The sequence below is a fragment of the Haloarcula sp. CBA1115 genome, assembly GCF_000827835.1.
GTDB lineage: Archaea > Halobacteriota > Halobacteria > Halobacteriales > Haloarculaceae > Haloarcula > Haloarcula hispanica.
In genome coordinates, this window is sequence record NZ_CP010529.1 from 460,538 (window position 1) to 476,035 (window position 15,498).

General features: G+C 60.6%; 14 protein-coding genes, 1 tRNA gene and 1 other RNA gene. 8 read left to right on the forward strand and 8 right to left on the reverse strand.

Going from position 1 to position 15,498, the window contains the following annotated elements:
- Window positions 1–126 precede the first annotated feature (126 nt).
- From SG26_RS02100 to SG26_RS02115, 4 genes are read left to right on the forward strand one after another with little or no spacing between them, the layout of a single operon-like run.
- On the forward strand, window positions 127–3,528 hold the full coding sequence (locus tag SG26_RS02100) for a formate dehydrogenase subunit alpha (protein WP_050036720.1): 3,402 nt from the start codon (window positions 127–129) through the stop codon (window positions 3,526–3,528).
- Between the two features lie 11 nt (window positions 3,529–3,539).
- Window positions 3,540–4,202: a 4Fe-4S dicluster domain-containing protein gene (locus SG26_RS02105; protein WP_050036721.1), complete on the forward strand. Its 663-nt coding sequence runs from the start codon at window positions 3,540–3,542 to the stop codon at window positions 4,200–4,202.
- On the forward strand, window positions 4,199–4,609 hold the full coding sequence (locus SG26_RS02110; protein WP_050036722.1) for a hypothetical protein: 411 nt from the start codon (window positions 4,199–4,201) through the stop codon (window positions 4,607–4,609). Before SG26_RS02105 ends, SG26_RS02110 begins: the two co-directional genes overlap by 4 nt.
- Window positions 4,606–5,649: a cytochrome b/b6 domain-containing protein gene (locus SG26_RS02115; RefSeq protein ID WP_050036723.1), complete on the forward strand. Its 1,044-nt coding sequence runs from the start codon at window positions 4,606–4,608 to the stop codon at window positions 5,647–5,649. Before SG26_RS02110 ends, SG26_RS02115 begins: the two co-directional genes overlap by 4 nt.
- A gap of 27 nt (window positions 5,650–5,676) precedes the next feature.
- On the opposite strand, the gene SG26_RS02120 is transcribed toward SG26_RS02115, so the two are convergent.
- The gene (locus SG26_RS02120) at window positions 5,677–6,075 is read right to left on the reverse strand and encodes a hypothetical protein (RefSeq protein ID WP_008313240.1); all 399 of its coding nucleotides are present in this window, start codon (window positions 6,073–6,075) and stop codon (window positions 5,677–5,679) included.
- Window positions 6,076–6,164: 89 nt separating this feature from the next.
- Between SG26_RS02120 and SG26_RS21480 the strand changes: the two genes are divergently transcribed.
- Window positions 6,165–6,341, forward strand: coding sequence for a hypothetical protein (locus SG26_RS21480; RefSeq protein WP_008313239.1), 177 nt, complete (start codon window positions 6,165–6,167; stop codon window positions 6,339–6,341).
- Between the two features lie 670 nt (window positions 6,342–7,011).
- Here SG26_RS21480 and SG26_RS02125 read toward each other — a convergent pair.
- The 3 genes from SG26_RS02125 to SG26_RS02135 form a co-directional block, all read right to left on the reverse strand.
- The gene (locus SG26_RS02125) at window positions 7,012–7,776 is read right to left on the reverse strand and encodes an IclR family transcriptional regulator (protein ID WP_008313236.1); all 765 of its coding nucleotides are present in this window, start codon (window positions 7,774–7,776) and stop codon (window positions 7,012–7,014) included.
- Between the two features lie 337 nt (window positions 7,777–8,113).
- Window positions 8,114–8,977, reverse strand: coding sequence for a fumarylacetoacetate hydrolase family protein (locus SG26_RS02130; protein WP_050007238.1), 864 nt, complete (start codon window positions 8,975–8,977; stop codon window positions 8,114–8,116).
- Between the two features lie 455 nt (window positions 8,978–9,432).
- A complete protein-coding gene (locus tag SG26_RS02135) occupies window positions 9,433–10,035 on the reverse strand; it encodes a bifunctional 2-polyprenyl-6-hydroxyphenol methylase/3-demethylubiquinol 3-O-methyltransferase UbiG (protein ID WP_014040704.1) in 603 nt (200 codons plus the stop codon).
- 100 nt (window positions 10,036–10,135) lie between these two features.
- Here SG26_RS02135 and SG26_RS02140 point away from each other — a divergent pair, with 100 nt between their 5' ends.
- The gene (locus SG26_RS02140; RefSeq protein WP_050038234.1) at window positions 10,136–11,821 is read left to right on the forward strand and encodes an acyl-CoA synthetase; all 1,686 of its coding nucleotides are present in this window, start codon (window positions 10,136–10,138) and stop codon (window positions 11,819–11,821) included.
- A 401-nt stretch (window positions 11,822–12,222) separates the two neighbouring features.
- Here the strand turns inward: SG26_RS02140 and ffs are convergent.
- Window positions 12,223–12,535: signal recognition particle sRNA (gene ffs / locus SG26_RS20655), an RNA gene on the reverse strand.
- 79 nt (window positions 12,536–12,614) lie between these two features.
- Entirely contained in the window at window positions 12,615–13,028 is a 414-nt protein-coding gene (locus SG26_RS02145; RefSeq protein WP_050038235.1) for a hypothetical protein, read from the reverse strand.
- Between the two features lie 79 nt (window positions 13,029–13,107).
- Between SG26_RS02145 and SG26_RS02150 the strand changes: the two genes are divergently transcribed.
- Window positions 13,108–13,383, forward strand: a complete 276-nt coding sequence (locus SG26_RS02150; protein WP_014040706.1) for a DUF5798 family protein — start codon at window positions 13,108–13,110, stop codon at window positions 13,381–13,383.
- Between the two features lie 74 nt (window positions 13,384–13,457).
- Window positions 13,458–13,532, forward strand: a tRNA-Arg gene (locus SG26_RS02155).
- A gap of 461 nt (window positions 13,533–13,993) precedes the next feature.
- Here the strand turns inward: SG26_RS02155 and SG26_RS02160 are convergent.
- Together SG26_RS02160 and SG26_RS02165 are read right to left on the reverse strand one after the other, a co-directional pair.
- Window positions 13,994–14,989 carry a hypothetical protein gene (locus SG26_RS02160; protein ID WP_050036724.1) on the reverse strand — a complete coding sequence of 332 codons (996 nt, stop codon included), beginning with the start codon at window positions 14,987–14,989 and terminating at the stop codon, window positions 13,994–13,996.
- Between the two features lie 89 nt (window positions 14,990–15,078).
- Window positions 15,079–15,495 carry a PIN domain-containing protein gene (locus SG26_RS02165; protein WP_014040709.1) on the reverse strand — a complete coding sequence of 139 codons (417 nt, stop codon included), beginning with the start codon at window positions 15,493–15,495 and terminating at the stop codon, window positions 15,079–15,081.
- Window positions 15,496–15,498 lie beyond the last annotated feature (3 nt).

A 15,498-nucleotide genomic window follows, 5' to 3' on the forward strand; every position in this document is an offset into this window, starting at 1 on the left:
TATGGCTAACTATGACACATTTTATCATGGATGACATCGAATTTGTGGCACGTCTAGAGAGACAATGACAAACCAGATCTCGTGGCAAACACGGACAGCATCGGTAATGGGTGGGCACCATTCACCATGAGTACACAGCAGGAACCAGTCTCACTGGATCTCGACCGGCGCTCGTTTATGAAGGCGAGCGCCCTGGCGGGCGGGGTCGCCCTCGGCGTCAGCGGCGCTGGTCAGGCACTCCAGGAGGACGGCGAGGAAACGGACGGGACAGACACGGACACCGAACTGACCAAGACGATCTGTAATTACTGCTCAGTTGGCTGTGGCTTCCGTGGTGAGAAGGAGGGCAACTCCTTTGTCGGCATGGAGCCGTGGCATGAACACCCGATAAATGCCGGGTCGCTGTGCTCGAAAGGAGCCGGCATCTACGAGACCGAACACTCCGAGAAGCGCCTCAAACACCCGATGATACAGGAGGACGGGGAGTGGCGCAAGCTCGGCTGGAACGATGCCTACGACCGTCTGGCGACTGACATCCGAGCGCTGTGGCCCGATTCCGACGTCTCACCAGCGGAAGCCGTCGACGTCGACGCGGAGCACAGCCGCGAGAGTGTGATGTTGCTGGGCAGCGCGCATCACTCCAACGAGGAGGCCTACGCCATCCGAAAGCTGGCGGCGTTCATGGGCACGAACAACATCGACCACCAAGCGCGTATCTGTCACTCCACGACGGTGACGGGGCTGGCAAACACCTGGGGCTACGGCGCGATGACCAACACCGTGCAGGACTACCGGAACTTCGACCTGAACATCATCATCGGCCAGAACCCCGCCGAGGCACATCCCATCGCGATGCAGCACATCCTCGAAGGGCAGAAACGCGGCGGGACCATCCTCAATCTGGACCCGCGGTTCACGAAAACGTCGGCCCACGCCGACGAGTTCATGCGGTTCCGGCCGGGCACCGACGTGGCCCTGATGATGGGTATCATCAAGGAGCTCCGCGACAAGCACGGGCTCGCGATGGACCCGGACGCGGACGACAGCGGGCAGAACATGCTCACTGACCGCGTGCAGGGCTGGGAAGACGTCGACGCGGAACTCGATGAGTACGACAAGGAGACCGTCGAGGAGATCACCTGGGTGTCCGCCGAGGACATCGAGCGCATCGCCGACATGATCGACGAGGCCCGGCCACACGTCCAGATCGAGTGGGCGATGGGTGGGACCCAGCACAACAACGGGACTCAGAACATCCGCTCGTATGCGATGGCGAGCCTCGCCTCCGGGAGTGCGGCCCGGAGCGGCGGCGGCCTTCAGGTGATGCGCGGCCACGCGAACGTCCAGGGGGCGACCGATCTCGCGGTCGCGAGCCACATCCTTCCGGGCTACTACGGCCTCACAGCCGGCGGCTGGTCCTGGTGGGCCGAAATCTGGGACAAGACGCCGGAAACCAGCGGCTCCACCTCGTTTGCGGACATGTACAACCGGTTCGAGCTGATGCCGCCGGAGAAGTACGTCCGCCAGAGCCCGAACTACGAAGGGAGCGAGGACGCGAACGAACTGCCGCCGAACGGCGACCACGGCCCGGAGAACCCGGCCGAGAACTCGATGATGTTCCAGAACGGGCTGACGGTGGCCCGCTGGTTCGAATCAGCGCTCGACCAGGAGGACCGGTATCAGGAGACGCCGATCTACCAGCCCGACCAGACGAAAATCGCCGTCTTCTGGGGCCACTCCGCGAACTCCATCAGCGAGATGGAGCAGATGAAAGAGGGGATGGAGAACCTCGACCTGCTAGTCGTTGTCGACGTGTTCCCCTCGGTCGCGAGCGTCCTCCCGGACTACGAGGACGGACCGCCGGTGTTGCTGTTGCCGGCGTCCAGCCAGTACGAGCACCACCGGTCGCTTACCAACACGAACCGGTCGGTGCAGTGGTCTGAACCGGTCCGCTCGCCGGCGCACAACTCCAAGCCGGACCTCCAGATCATGCAGGAACTGGCCGGCTATCTGGGCTTCGGCGAGCACTTCGACTGGGGCGCGGGCTCGGAGCTGTACAACGGCAAGTCGAGCTACGAGGGCGTCGTCCGGGAGTTCAACCTCGGGACCAACACCATCGGCTACCGGCAGACCCCCGAGCGGCTCCAGCAACACCTAGAGTACGACTGGGCGTTCTCCAACGAGGACCTCAAGGGGGCCGAAGGGACGCCTGTCGCGGGCGAGTACTGGATGCTTCCCTGGCCCTGCTGGGGCGAAGACCATCCGGGGACGCCGATTATCTGGAACGACGATCTGGACCCCAACAACGGGGGCCAGGACTTCCGGACCCGCTGGGGCGTCTCGGCACCGACCCCGGAGGACTGGGACGCGATGCCGACGGACGACGAGTACCCGATGCAGGAGACGCTCGACGCCGTCGGCGATCGATACGACAGCCAGGCGGAAGCGCTGGACCTGACCCGGGCACCGTACAACCCCGAGTGGGCCGACGACGACGACACGGCTGCAGACGGCATGATTCACGGCATCCCGGAGTATCCGGGCTGGAAGGTGACGCCGCCACAGAGCCTCGTGGACCCCGAACAGGAGGTTCAGCCGGACGAACTCACCATTCCCCAGCAGTACGCACTCGACAACCAAGAGTCGGTGTACACCGCCGCGCAAGCGTTGAACAATCCCGACACGGGGAGCGCGGTCTTCGACGAGTACCTCGAAACGATGATCGGGCAGGGGGTCGACCCCGAGTTCTACGAGGAGTACGATTACAACCAGCCCGACGCGCCGACCGGACGCGGCCGGGCGCGTGCCGTCGTCTGGAGCTTCCTCGACAAGGTGCCGGTCCACCGCGAGCCAATCGAGGGGCCGGACACGGAACTGCTGAACGAGTGGCCGGCAAACGGCCAGCAGCGGAACTTCTACCGGCTCGACCAGAACAACCTCGTCGAACAGGAACAGGCGACGAACATCATCCACAATCAGGACGACGGGCCTGATCTGGACATGATCATGACCAGCGGTCGGCAGGTCGAACACCAGGGCGGTGGTGCGGAGACGCGGAACAACATCCACACCGCCGACCTCCAGCCGCATATGTACGCTGAGATAACGCCGAACAAGGCGGCGGAACTCGGCGTCGACGGCGGCGACCTCGTCGTCATCTCCTCGACGGACCGTGGCTCCGTGCTGGTGAAAGCCCGCGTGACGGACCGGCCGAACGATCAGGAAGTGTTCCTGCCGTATCACTGGGGCGGCGTATTTAAAGGCGAGAGTCTGGAGGACAAGTACCCCGACGGCCACGTTCCCTACGCAATCGGGGACTCAGCCAACGCTATCACGTCCCGCGGCTACGACGTGGAAACCCAGATGCAGGAGACAAAAGTATCGATGGTCGCGGTCAACCCGGCGACGCCGGAGGTACTGGACCGGTACAACATCGACGTGGACCTCGATCTCACGTTCCCGCAAGACGAGAACGACGTCGGGACACAGAAGGACTTCGACGTCCGCAACAACTCGACGGTGCAATGAGGTGAGCTAGTATGTCAACAGGCAACGAAGTGATGCACGACGGCGTGATGAGTACCGGCGAGGACGCGCGCATCTTCCCGGACGTCGAAGCGTGCATCGACTGTGGCGGCTGTGTCGTCTCCTGTAAACGAACGTGGGACGTCCCGCGCGACGAACAGCGAATCAGCATCGCGACGATGCTCGAAGGCCAGGAGGCCGCGTCGGGGCTCAACGCCGGCAGCGGCAAGGCGATGGAACAGGGCGAGTCGCCCGGCGAGACCGCGGTGCCGATGCAGTGTTACCACTGCGAGAACGCGCCGTGTGTCTCGGTGTGTCCGACCGACTCGCTCATTTCGAAGGAGAATGGCTTCGTACGGGTCCGGGACGACCTCTGTATTGGGTGTCAGTACTGCCTCTCGGCGTGTCCCTTCGGCGCACCGCAGTTCCCCAACGAGGACGAAGGAGTCGCCAACCTCGTCGGCAGCGGTGGCAACATGGACAAGTGTACCATGTGCGAGGAGCGCCAGGACGTCGGCAAGGGGCCGGCCTGCGCCGAGGAGTGTGCCACCGACGCTATCCTGGTCGGGACGCCGGCCCAGATCTCGGACGAACTGGACAACAGGGACAGCGGCACGTTCTTCAACGACGTGGCCATGGACATCATCTTTGGCGAGGACGCCAGTGAGTTCCAATGACTGACAGGGATGACCTTCCGGAGGTGAACGGGTATAGCCGCGTCTCGGTGCTCATCAGCACGGTTGTCGGCCTCGCCGTCGCGGGGCTGGCGCTGTTCTGGGCACAGGGGTTCAGACTCGGCTACGAATCGCTGTACCGGGTCAACCCCAGCGTCGAAGGCGGCGGTATCGGTTCGGACTGGGTGTTCGGCAACACCATCCCCGCGCTCGACTTCCTCATCGCGCTCATCCACGCGGCCGACGTCATCCTGGGTGCGTTCATCCTCGTGATGGTGTTCATCCACTGGGCAGCGTTCCAGCGCCTCGCCGGCCAGATGCGCGAACCAGGTGAGGACACCGGCGAGGCCGTCGCGGCCGACGGTGGCTCGCCGACCCACGGCGACGGGCAGGGAGGTGACGGAACGTGAGTAATCTCGACCACGGGAAGTTCACGCGCGTGACGACCCTGTTCCACTCGCTTTTGGGCCTGGACGTGTTCCTCCTGTTTTTCACCGGCTACGCCATCATGTTCAACGACGAACTGTGGTGGATGCTCACGCTGATGGGCGGGGCCTCCGGCGTGACGGCGATTCACCGCATCACCGGCATCGGGCTGGTCGCGCTCGTTATCTTCTGGATTACGCTCCAGATTATCTCCCCGACCGGACGGAGCAACTTCTCGAAGATTCTCCCGGCGAAAGGCGACGTCGACGCGTTCATTCAGGACATCCAGTTCGTGCTCGGCCGGGCCGACGAACGGCACCCGAGCGCGCGGCAGTTCGCCGGCTACAAGGCCGACGAGGTCCCGCTGCTGTCCTACATCGGCAAGGGCGTCGTGTTCATCTTCTCAATTGAGTTGACCCTGCTGGCGATTTCGGGGCTGCTCATCTGGAGCAAGACCGGCCTCGCCGCGATGTTCCAGACCAAGGCGGCCGCGATGGCCTTCGTCACCTTCCACGGCCTGCTTGGCGTCATCATGCTGATGGGGGTCATGTTCCACATCTTCGAACACGGGATGCATCCCGCCTTTTACCCCGTCGAGACGAAGGCGTTCATCCCGCGCAGCATGGTACCGGAACACCACGGTGACGACGACGAGGAGCCGGACACCACGGGAATCGAACGGCTCTCGCTATCCCCGTCCTGGCGCACCGTCTCGACCATCTTCGGTGCGATGACCGTCATCGGCATCGTCTCCGTGCTCATCGGGAGCATCTTCGACGAGGGCTATCCGGTACCCCGTGAGCTTGCCATCGGCGGCGGGCCGTCGAGCATCCTGTTGACTATCGGTATTAACCTCGGGATGGTCGTCCTCGGTGTCGGGCTCGTGCTGTCGATGTACGGGAACGTCCTGCGCATCCGCTGGGAACAGCAGCTAGAAGCGGAGCGGGAACCGTCGACCGCGGCCGATGGGGGCGAGCCCCAGACCGACGGCGGCCAGCCTAAATCAGACGACAACGAGAACTGAACCGACTCGGGCCGTTTTTCCGTGCAACTACGCGATGAGTGCCTGTCCTTCAGGTGATAGCTCGACGTCGACGTCCTGGCGGGTCTGCTCTTGAATCTGGTTCAGGTTTCGAGTCAGGACCTGGAGGATGTCTTTTGGCTCCGGGTAGACGAGCATGTTGCCGTCGCCGTCCTCCATGACCAGTTGTGTGTCGGAGAGCGCGACCTGGTCGCCCTCAATGCTGGCGACGATGACGTCCAGTGCCTCCGCGCCGCCGGGGTCGCCTTCCGTCACCTTCGTAATATAGAGTGCATCGAGGCCAATGAGATCCTTGTACTCGCGGACCTGTTCGGCGCAGGCGACCATATCCTGTGTCACAGCCGTCTTTTCGGCGTTGCCGTGATCCCCCTCGTGGCAGTGTTTACAGATTCGGAGTTCGAGACGCATGCCCCTGTCTATGTGATTGGCTCTCATTACCGTTGGGGAGGGGGCGCTCAACCACTAGTGTTTACTGTACCGCTGTGAAATGGTATCATATGGCATCAGCGCTCAACGCGGTGTATCTGGCACTGGTCGTAGTCGTCGGCGTCGTCGGAACGCTGTTCGTCGCAAGTATCAGGTCCGCCGACGTGCGGTCCCGGTGGCTCGAACTGTCATCGATCGGGATCGTGGTACTGTTCCTGCTGTCCCTGGGCGTCCAGTTCCTCGCGTAACCGTACCCGATTGCCGGGAGACACTGCCGAAGCGATAGCCATCGTTGTGTCTCTGCCAAGCAAGATCCATCGACGGATGGCTCGAACTCTAGCTCAGTACCGGCAAATATAATCCAATCTACCCAAACTTATGAATATATTTTCCTCTATCTATTTTTCAGGCACTGAATTAGCGCTATATATCGGAGACTCGTATATAAATACAGTATTTGGGTGTACTCCCTCGAAAGTCGGTGGGTTTAGCTACTACTTAGAACGTATCCAGTGATAGGAAACCGATAGTCGATATCCCTCGTTTAGAGTAACAGTAGTACATCCATTATTGAGATAGGGACCGCGTCAGGGGCGTGGTAGTATCTAGTATCACACGGTGTAAGATAGCGTTGGAACGTCGTTCACTCATGATGAATGATACGTATGATGGCTATTTATCAAACAAAACCAAGAACCGGCATCTATGAGATGAAAGCCGGAACTCGTGTCTACTCGTTCGCGTCGCGGGACCGAAACACATGCTCGAAACGCCTTCCAGACATACTTCCAGTACCCTCCTGACTAGTCTGTGCTGTTCTGCAATCACTGGCCGAGGACGGTGCTATTGTCGAAAGACGCTGTTTAATTACCGCTGTCACAAGACTGTACTACCGTTCACCGTTTCTGAACACTGCCGTTACGAATAGGTAACGTTCAGCTCGATGACGTTGGCGACTTCCAGTACCTTCTGTGGGAGTTCCTCGCGGAACCGGTCGCCACGGAACCGATTCGTTGGCCCCGAAACGCTGATCGCACCGATGATTTCGTTATCGTGGTTGAGCACTGGGGCAGCGACACAGCGGAGCCCTTCGAGACGCTCTTCGTCGTCGAAAGCGACGCCGCGGTCCCGGACGTCCGCTAGCTCTTGCTCCAGTTCCGCTCTACTGCTGATCGACTTGCTGGCCTCCCCGCCGAGTCCGTGGCGGTCGACGATCGCATCGACCCGTTCGGTCGACATATGTGCGAGGATCGCTTTTCCCAGCGCTGTCGTATGAAGCGGAACGCGTGTTCCGACGTGGGCCTTGACCTGGACAGCTTTGTCTCCCCGAGCACGGTACAGGTACGACCCGCGGCCGTGTTCTTCGACGAGAATATTCGCGAGTTCGCCGGTTTCTGCGGCCAACCGATCGACCTCTGGCTTCGCGATCCCGAACAGTTTCTCCCGGTGGCGGGCGTAGGCCCCCAGCTCCAGAAACCGGAGCCCTACCTCGTACACACCGTCCCTGTTGACAACGTACTCCTCCTGTTCCAGCGTGCTCAGATAGTTGTGAACCGTGCTCTTCGGGATGTCGAGGTGCTGGGCCAGTTCGGTGACACCGGCCCCGTCGAGGTCTTTCAGTGCGTCAAGCACCTCGAACGTCGTCTCGGCGGATTTGACTGGGTTTTGAGCGGTCTTTGCCATACCCGGTCATGGTACGCCCTCGTATTAAACAGTTGTTCAAACATCTGGGACAGAGCGGTGGCTCCGATGGCACACCAGTTTCTGTCACGACATATCGGTGGCATATCACCGCACACAGGCACGTACGTTCCGGCCGATTGTCGTAAGTAGAGATACCCATAGAGCGTGTAGTCAACCGAAGGGTGACAAAACTCTGTCGGGACAAATCCTCACAGCAGACCGACACACAGGCACGCAATCGGAACCAGTCGAGGGCCGAGTGGGGTATCACGCTGTGAAACCCCATGCGAAGGGGTTCCCAGAGAGACCGCGGCCCCGTTCCCGGTTCACTAGCCGCTTAGACGACCGTGACGGGATTTTTCAGCGTTCCGATGGACTCGATGTCGATGGTGACTTCGTCCCCTTCCTGCAGCGTAAAGTCGTCGTCGGGAACGAGCGAGGTCCCGGTAAGTAGCACCGATAGTTCGGGGACCGCGTTGTGTGCGGTGTAGTACGAGACGAGTTCCTCGCAGGTGCGTTTCATCTCGCTGGTGTTGGTCTCCCCGTGGTAGACACGCTCACCGTCGCGGTGGATCGACATCGAGAGCGCCAGCGAGTGCGGGTCTTCGATGTCCGTGACGACGGCCGGGCCGACCGAACAACAACGGTCGTACACCTTGGCCTGAGGGAGGTACAGCGGGTTCTCCCCCTCGATAGACCGACTGCTCATGTCGTTGCCGATGGTGTAGCCGACGATTTCTCCCTCGTAGAGAACAATCGCAAGCTCGGGCTCGGGCACGTCCCAGTCCGAGTCGGCCCGGATACCGACTGCTTCGTTGGGGCCGACAGTCCGATTGGGCGTCGACTTGAAGAAGATCTCCGGTCGCTCCGCGTCGTGCACGTACAGATACATCTCCGGCGTGTCGCTTTCTTCTGTCCGCGCTTCTTCGCTGATCTGGTACGTAACGCCGGCGGCCCAGACTTCGTCGGCAGTGACGGGGTCGGTAGCATCGGCTTCGAGTCGCTGCTCGGACACCGCTTCAGCGGTATCGAGATGGCGGGCACTGAGTTCATCCGGTGCAGTCTCCGCAATCGAGGCCGACTTGAGGAGGTCACGGAACGTGCGGAGTTGCGGTTTGACGCTGGTCAAATCGTACACACCGTCCCCAGTTTCGACCGCTAACCGCTGTGAGTTCCCGTCGCGTAGCTGGTAGTACCTCATACAGAGTAGCAAACTGCAACAATACATCAATCTTGCGCTGCCAACGGCGTACTTCCTGCCTGTCGCAAGGGGACACAGACACTAGTTGTGGAGAGCATCAGCTATCCGGCGGTAGACACACAGTCGGTACAAACGGCACTTTCCACAGAGACACACAAGGGAAACTCGCTTCCGTCGGTCAGTAATCCATTTCCCTTCAGGCGAACCGCCGTTCAGTAATACGGAACATCATGGATGACAGACGTACATACGTTATTCTGGTGTCCCAGTGAGTCTGTCGTGAGAGATGGACTTCTATCGAGCCACAGATCACGTCCGAAGTTGGACTTGAGTTCCCTAAGTACCACGTAAACTTCTAACCGTACTCATTTTTCTTACCAAATAGCACATATATGGATAGATCTTATTAATATCTAGCACCGTATTACTTAATATAGAGCTATCTGTGCAAGCTCTCACTTAGGTGGCCGAAATATGCGGACAGTATCCCGCTTCCCATCCATCGAATCTACTTCAGTAAGTCCACAGTCTGTGAACACCGCGTTCCAGTCCCGATAGTACAGCGGGACGTTGTCGTCGACGTAGTTTACCTCACCCGGGTCGCCGCCCTCGTTCTCGACGGTGATCAGCAGGTCATCGACGATACGCGCCAACTCCCCGAACGCCCAGTCCACGTCCGGGTGGAGGTGCTGTAGCGTCTCGACGGAGAAGACGACGTCGTACGCGTCGTCCGCGACATCCGTGACGAACTCCTCGATAGCCATCGCGTGGAACGAGCCGGTGGCCGCAAGGTCGGGATACGTCTCGGCGAGGACATCTAACGCGTCGGCGTTGATGTCGACCCCGGTCAGATCCGAGTAGCCAGCGTCAGACAGTGCAGCGAGATGTCGCCCGGAGCTACACCCGACCTCCAGAATAGCCGCGTCCTGCTCGACGTGCTCCGCAAGTATCGACTGCACTAGCTCACTCGTCTCGTCCGCTCCATAGTAGGCATAATACGCGGGGGAGTATTCGCCGGACCGGTCGGCCCACTCCTCGCGGATGTCGGTAGAGTCCACGGTCAAGTCGGGAGGGGAAGACGGAAAGTTCTGCCGGCTCGGTCGCAGCGGCGGTGGTTCGACCGAAAGACGCAACAGCCACCCAGCCGACCGGTATGCCATGGTCTGGACAGTGATGCCGGACTTCGAGGGGTACGACGAGGCCCGCGATCAGTTCAGCTGGGACCTCCCGGCGTCGTACAATCCGGCGGTCGATTTTCTGCAAAAACACGACGACCCCGACAGGGTGGCGCTCGAACAGGCATACCCCGACGGGCGGCGCGAGCAGTACACGTTCCGCGAACTGGACGAGCTATCGGACAGGCTCGCCGCGGGGCTGGCCGGGCTCGGTGTCGAGGCCGGCGACCGGGTCGGCGTCGTCGTACCACAGAAGCCACAGAACCCGATCACACACTTGGCGAACTGGAAGCTCGGAGCCGTCTCGGTTCCGCTGACGGTCCTGTTCGGGACGGACGTACTCCGGTATCGGCTGGACGACGCCGGCGCGACCGCCGCTGTTATCGACCCGGCCGTGCGCGACGATATCGACGCAGTCCGAGACGACTGTCCGGCGCTGGAACACGTCGTCGAGATCGAAACCGACGCACCAGCCGGCGATATCCACGCCTTCGAGGACGTGCTCGCCACGCCGGAACACACCGATATCGAACCCTACGAGTCCACACCGGACACCGATACGGCGATACTGTACACGAGCGGGTCGACGGGGCCGCCGAAAGGCGTCCGGCACTCACACGCGCTCTGGCTCGGGCGAGCCGCGGCCGCGTACAACTTCTTCGATCACGGGCTGGGACCGGACGCGACGGTCTGGACGCCCGCGGATTGGGCCTGGGGCGCGGCGCTCGGGGGGACGCTCTTCGCGACGTGGCACCACGGCGGGACTATCGTCGGCTACCCCGCTTCGGGGTTCGATGCCGAGGGAGCGTTCAGCCTGCTTTCTGAGTTCGGCGTTACCCGGTCGTTCATGCCGGCCACCGCCCTCCGAATGCTGATGGACGTCGAGAACCCGACGGCGGCGTACGACCTGGCCATCAAGACGTTCGCCGTCGGCGGTGAGTCGCTGACGCCCGAAATCGTCGACTGGGTGGCTGAGACGTTCGACTCTGTCACGATTAACGAGTTCTACGGCCAGACGGAGCTGAACCTCGTCGTCGCCAACAACTCGAACTGGTTCGACACTCAGCCCGGCAGCATGGGTAAGCCGTTACCGGGGTATGACCTGACAATTCTGGATCCCGAAGCCGCCGACAGCGGCGTTGCCGACCCCCTCCCAAGCGGCGAACTCGGTGAGATAGCGGTGCGACCCCACGACCGCTCGGTGTTCTTCGACGAGTACTGGAACATGCCAGACAAAACCGCAGCCAAGGAGGTCGAGGGCTGGTTCGTCACCGGCGACCTGGCTCGACGGGACGACGACGGCTACGTCTGGTTCAAATCGCGCAAGGACGACGTTATCATCACCAGCGGCTACCGCGTCGGACCGATGGAAGTCGAGAGTGCAATCCTTGAGCACCCCGACGTGGTCCAGGCGGGCGTCATCGGTGTGCCCGACGACACGCGTGGAGAGATCATCAAGGCCTACGTTGAGACAGCCGAGGACGCACCGGCCCGCGAACGGCTTCGGTCGGAAATCCAGTCCGCCGTCAGAGCGCACCTCGCCGAGTACGAGTACCCCCGCGAGATCGAGTTCGCCGATGCGTTGCCCCAGACGACCAGCGGGAAGATCCGGCGGAAGGAATTGCAGGAGTGGGACGCCGACGACAGCGCTGCCGGCGGGCCACCGTAGTCCCCAGTGTAACTCTCGGTAGTCATAGAGCGTCCGAAATCAGTTGTGTATCGCGGATACTGTCGGCAGCGAGGGGTACGTTGGATCTCGATATGCAAATTTCTGGTTCGAAAAGACGATAATCGATAGAAGATTGTAATTATAGTCCTATCAGCTGTTTTGATATTCATATCCTAGATATGCAGAGCTAAATCTGAAGGTCAGATCTAAGACACCCCTTCATTGGTGCCCCTCTGTAGTGTGTTGGTCAACCATAAGCCGGGAGCGTGGTCCAGCGGATGGTGGACCTCGGTCGTCAACCTCCGTTGACCGGCACCCGAGCGACGTACAGATTGCGTCGATAGCTTTCGGAAGACGACTACAATACGGCTGCTCGGGGAAATTAAACGCAGGTATGAATGGAACGGACAGCCAGGATGGCCCGGCGTTCGGACGCGGGTAATCCCGTTTGCCTCCTCCACCCCGCGACCCCACGAGCGACGGGTGTTCGATGGTCCGCTGCTCACTTCCGTGCCTGGCGGAGTGCCATCGTTTAACCACATGGGCGCACCCCTGCAGGTGCGACCACGCGGACCGCCGTCCCCGTGGGACGAGGCTTCCACGTTAGCTTACGGGGTCCACGTCCGTCAGACCGGACGCCCCCGGTGTTCGGTCCCCGCTCAAGACCACAGTGCGGGCGAGGAGGGGGGCCTAGCCCCCCGACCTAGTCCACCTGAAACTCCGCCGCCGCCCCATAAGGGCCTTTCGGATGCGCCCACAGACCGCTGGACGACGCGCCGGTGGGCAGACCGGCCTACAGCAGGTCCAGCGCTCGGGCAAACCATGTCCCACCGAGCGGGATGAGCACACCTGCGAGGACGACACCCCAGCGGTGGTACTCCATCAGTGTCGACTCAGTCAGTCCCAGCACGAGGCTCTCGGGAACGGTGACTGCCCAGAGGACGCTGAGGGCGACGATGAACACGCCCATGCCGATGCTGGCCCCCGCCGCAACACTCGGGTCCGACCGACCCTCGCGGCCGGCCGCCAGCACGATGATGCAGACGAGCGCGAATACGCCCGGTAGCAGCGGGGATAGCGCCCCTGAACTGTAGTACGCCCCCACGGCACTGGTCGTCTCGACGAGGCCATACGGGACCGCGAGTGCAAGGAGATATAGAACGCAACCGACGATGCCGACAGCCGGAGCGAGCCGTAAGTCGTCCATACCGTTGCTCGGTCCGGCGGCGTCATAACAGCGACGTTCGAGCGAAACGAGGAAATGTCGCCTCTCCGTAGCCGTGACCATGGGACTGGGTTCCACCGCGAAAAAGATACAGAAGGTCGCCGACATCGCCGAGGACCTCTACAAGAAGGTCAACGAGCTGAAGACGCAGCTGGAGGACCTGCGCAGCACCGTCGACGAGACGAACACCCGCGTCGACGGGATGGAGCGGGAACTGGCCGAACAGCGCGCACTCATCGAGGCACTCGCCGAAGAACGGGGCGTTGACACGGAGGCTGTCGTGGCCGAGGTCGCTGCTGACACCGACTCCGACACTGCTGAAGCGGTTTCGGAGTAATCCCATGACTGCGGTCCCATCACGCGGCGGAACCGGTTGGTTTAAACCATAACGTCATCATACCATTGTACGTAGGGCGCTTAGCTCAGCTTGGACAGAGTGCTTGGCTTCGGACCAAACCGTCGGGGGTTCAAATCCCTCAGCGCCCGTGTTCTGCCGCGAGCAAATTCGCGAGCGGCTGCCACGGTAAACTGAGGGATTTGAACCACGCGAGACGCACACAGTGGGTCTCGCAATCGGGTTCAAATCCCTCAGCGCCCGTATCGCTTAATTCATCCGAATTTTCCGCGTACAGAGGTTTAAGCCCCAAATATGATTTTATTACCTCGATTCCTTTCGTTCGACAATCGAACGGTTCTGAGTTGGAGCGGTGTCGTCTGGTGATTCGCGTACTTCTACACGGACCTCACGGGGAAATCAACCGCCAATTACGACGCTACCACCGCTTGTGTCGGGTAACTTACGGCGCTCAAGAACCTTCCTAAACTTCGTCAAGTAGTTCGGGCTGAATACAGAGAGTGTAGTCAGCACAGCGGCCTCATTTGCTCCAGATACGTTACGTTTTGTAAGCTGCTCAGTAGGCGTGTCACGACGAATCAGCTGGACCACACTACGTGGAGTCGCCCGCCCTTGTCGTCACCTGGTAACGTTCTCCCTGGAACTCGTAGATGCGGGAATCGTCAAGTCCGAAGGGCGGGATGGAGCTGGTGAACTCTTCTATCCGGACTCGGGCGGCGTCGTATTCCCGGCTCAGTGCGATGGCATCGCGCAACTGATCGTCGCGTACAACCTGCTCAATGATGATTTGCTCTGCATGGGGCTCGGAGTCGTCGATTCGTTCGAGCATATACGCATCGTGTTCATCGTTGTCGTTGTCAGCCTCACCCCGGGTTGACCGTGCAACCAGCGTCTCGCCGTCCCATTCCGTCTCGGCGATGGCGGCTGTTGTGGTCAACTGCAGTGGATCGGCCTGCAAATCGAAGCTTGCCGCGAGCGCAATTGGCTCCTCGTAGGAACCTGCTTCGAACCACCCATCGGTTGCAAACGCGTAGTGCCCGCCGCCGAGCCCATCGGCTGAGAGTGATTCCGTCCCTTGGACCCTGTCGATGGCAGCGCCATCGTTGACGCTACCAGTCGTAACGGTTAGCGTCCAGGTGTGGTCCTCGCCGGCCGCCATTATTGCCAGTGGTTGTGGCGTAGACCGAGGCATGATATAGTACCAGCCGCCATCGACTCGTTTGTACAGTTGCCAGTTGTAGAAGTTCGCCTCGAACCGCTGTGCACTCCGGTTTCTGAGCGTGAAATCGGTTGGTTGATCCAGTTGGACGGTCTGGGTTTCTGGAACGAGGACCACTGGCATCGCCTCAGGATCGACCGCCTCATAGCAGACGACTTGGGCGGCGTCATCGAACGGTGGGCACGCCTCCGAGGCAGTGTCACCGGGGAACTCCGGCACCGCTTGGGTCGGTTCGGTTGGGGAGTTGCCATCGGCGGTTGTCGTCGATGTCGCGTTTGATTCGTCTGGGGCGGCCGTACAGCCGGCAAGCAGTGTGGCAAAACCTGTAGAGAGGCCAGATAGAATCTGTCTTCGAGAGGGCTTGGGCATGTTAGTTCGCTCCCGATGCGATTCGTATATGTTTTCTGTCCGGTCAGAAGGATCTCCACTGCGCGCCGCTGAGAGCCTTATTCAGGCGTTTAGCGGGTGTCAAACGAGTTAATCACGTCGATCGTCGAGTAAGTCTCGGCCAGATCCTGGTCGTCAAAGTCGGAATCATCGCTCCAGATAGCTGCATCGTTGGCAATCGCACACGCCAGATAGAGAACATCGTCCGGGTCGGTGTCACCGATTGCTTCCTTTGCCCGTTCGATAGCTTGGTAGAAGTCGTCAGCAGGAACAACGTCGATGTACTGGAACAGGAGGTCGATGAATTGTGTCACTCGGTCCTGCTCCATCCCAGATTTCTTCACGATTAGCTCCTCGTAGTTCTCGATTTCTTCGTAGACGAAGGCGGGTGTCAGGAGGTCGGGTTCGAGCGTGACGATGAGCTCACGCGTTTTCGAATCAGCGATGAGTGCAGATATGACAACGTTGGCGTCGATGACCAGCTTCATTCG